This window comes from Ferruginibacter sp. (assembly GCF_031430955.1).
In the GTDB taxonomy this organism is placed as follows: domain Bacteria; phylum Bacteroidota; class Bacteroidia; order Chitinophagales; family Chitinophagaceae; genus Ferruginibacter.
The window spans coordinates 1-2,621 of record NZ_JANPCM010000291.1; the positions used below are offsets into that span (position 1 = coordinate 1).

The window sequence follows — 2,621 nt, forward strand, 5'->3', positions numbered from 1 at the left end:
ATTAGCACTTTAATCTGAATATTCAACAACTTAAATGGCAATACTCAGTATGCCATGGCTGCTTAATCGATAGATTAGCATCCATTAGGGCCGCCGAACAGGTCAGTTCTGTTACCATGTTCCGCCGCCGACTTAAAAACAAAACGGAATGCTGTGCCGCAATGAAGTGAGCGGTACTTAAGACTATTCTTCTAAGGATTCAGTTGGTTGGTTAGGTTCCTGCTTTTTCCCGACAATTAATAACTAAATAAACATGTAGAAGGCTTACGGCGAATATGTTTGGACCAGGGTTCGATTCCCTGCAGCTCCACTAAAATCAATACCAAATTATGCTAAAAGCCTGCAAACTCAATGTTTGCGGGCTTTTTTGTTTTTAGAGGGTTATCAAAACATATATAGAATAACAAATTTCTGGTGAGTGATTCGGTGAGTAATATCTCCCGAACCCTTTACTCACCAGAAGTGCTCTAACTTACTGTATTTCAACATGTTAACTAAATGAACATCTTGTTTTGCTTCTGCTGCAATGCTAATTTTGTTTCACCTAAATGATTAAAATCATGAAGACAAATTTTAGCATGCTTTTTTACCTGAAAAAGCAAAAAAATTACACATCAGGTTTAGCACCGGTTTACTTAAGAATTACTGTTGATGGAGAACGGGCAGAGGTAACTACCAACAGGGAATGCGAGCCTGAAAAATGGAATAGTCATTCCGGACGAGCTACCGGCACAAAGGAGAATATCAAAAGCTTAAATGCTTTTCTTGATAACCTTCAATCGGATGCTTATGAAGCACATCGGTATCTACACGAAAATGGGAAATTGATTACAGCAGAATCCCTTAAAAACAGAATGATGGGGAAGTCAGAAAAATCTTACATGCTTATTGAGTTGTTTAAAGATCATAACAGCAAAGTAGCAAGCTTAATCGGTAAAGGCTTTGCAACAGCCACACATAAACGATATGAAACTTCATTGCGGCATACACAGGCTTTTTTAAAATTCCAATTTGGAGTTGCTGATATCAATATTGAAAAGGTTGATAATGCCTTTATTACTGATTACGATTACTACTTAAGAACTACGAATAAGTGTAATAATAATTCAACCCTTAAGTACATTAAAAATTTAGGGAAAATAATCAGGATATGTCTTTCCAATGGCTGGATTATAAAAAATCCTTTTGTAAATTATAAAGGAAAAATTAAAACTGTAAACCGGGTTTATCTCACGGAAGAAGAAGTACAGCGAATGGCTAATAAGAGTTTTGATATAGATCGGTTAAGCCAGGTTCGTGATGTGTTTCTATTTTGTTGTTTTACAGGTTTGGCTTACGTAGATATTAAAAAACTAAAAATTTCTGAAATTACAAAAGGTGTAGATGGGGGATTATGGATTTTTACAAACAGGCAGAAAACTGAAACCAGATCTGCCATTCCTTTATTGCCTACAGCAACTCAATTGATTAAGAAATATTCAAATCATCCACTTTGCATTAATAAGGATATGCCTTTACCTGTACCAAGTAATCAAAAGATGAATGGATATTTAAAAGAGATAGCAGCAATGTGTGGGATAGATAAAATATTGACTTCACATATTGCCCGGCACACATTTGCCACAACAATTACTTTAAGCAATGGTGTACCTATCGAAACTGTTTCAAAAATGCTTGGGCATTCCTCAATAAAACAAACACAGCATTATGCTAAAATATTGGATTTAAAAGTTAGTGCTGATATGATTTTATTAAAGCAAAAGTTGGGGCACCGCTATGACTAATGTTTATGATAAAAACCGGATCATTTTAAAATATAAAGATGAAAACAATTGAAAATATTTCTTCCGAAAACAATCTTGAATACCTGGCAACAAATATTCAACAGACGAATTCATTCTTCCTGAATAAAGTTCAAAGGCAGGTTAATACAGCTTTAACCCTTCGTAATTGGATTATTGGATATTATATTGTCGAGTATGAGCAGTCTGGTAAAGACAAGGCAGATTATGGCTTAGGGCTTTTCAAGGCTATCGCCAAAAGGCTCCTAAAAATGGGAGTAAAATCGTTACAGGAACGTAACCTTTACTTATGCAGGGATTTTTACAGGGCGTACCCCCAAATTTTGCAGACAGTGTCTGCAATATTGCCAGAACCGGATGAATCGGCCAATCTGAATCTATTGCTGAATAACCTCAGCTTTTCCCATTTTATTGAGCTTTTAAAAGCTGATACAGACGTTAAACGCAGATTCTATGAAGTTCATGCTATTCAAAGCAATTGGGGCGTGAGAGATTTAAAACGAGCCATTGAAAGCCTTTTGTATGAAAGAACCGGACTTAGTACCGATAAGGAAGTTACCCTTAAAAAACATATAGTCCAAAATGATGTGAAACCAGAAGATTTATTTCGTAATACTTATTTGCTGGAGTTCCTGGGATTAGAGGAAAAGCCTTCGTACAGTGAATCCGATCTGGAAGAAAGTATCATCACCAACCTGCAGAATTTTCTGGTTGAAATGGGAAGGGGGTTTTGTTTTGAGGCCAGGCAAAAGAGAATAACGTTTGATAATAAGCATTACCGAATCGACTTAGTTTTTTATCACAGAATTTTGAAAACCC

The 2,621-nt window shown here is 36.0% G+C and carries 2 protein-coding genes and 1 other RNA gene; all 3 read left to right on the forward strand.

All coding sequences use genetic code 11. The annotated features are described in order from the left end of the window. Positions 1 to 313: a transfer-messenger RNA gene (gene ssrA / locus ACY65O_RS08210) on the forward strand; the annotation flags it as partial. A 247-nt stretch (positions 314 to 560) separates the two neighbouring features. Beyond that, positions 561 to 1,784, forward strand: a complete 1,224-nt coding sequence (locus ACY65O_RS08215) for a site-specific integrase (protein ID WP_462220372.1) — start codon at positions 561 to 563, stop codon at positions 1,782 to 1,784. 38 nt (positions 1,785 to 1,822) lie between these two features. Then, a partial coding sequence (locus tag ACY65O_RS08220) for a PDDEXK nuclease domain-containing protein (RefSeq protein ID WP_462220373.1) occupies positions 1,823 to 2,621 on the forward strand: 799 nt, incomplete at its 3' end.

What these genes read in the sequence shown, in the direction of transcription:
- ACY65O_RS08215 (WP_462220372.1), top strand. Translation starts at nt 561, where the DNA reads ATGAAGACAAATTTTAGCATGCTTTTTTACCTGAAAAAGCAAAAAAAT.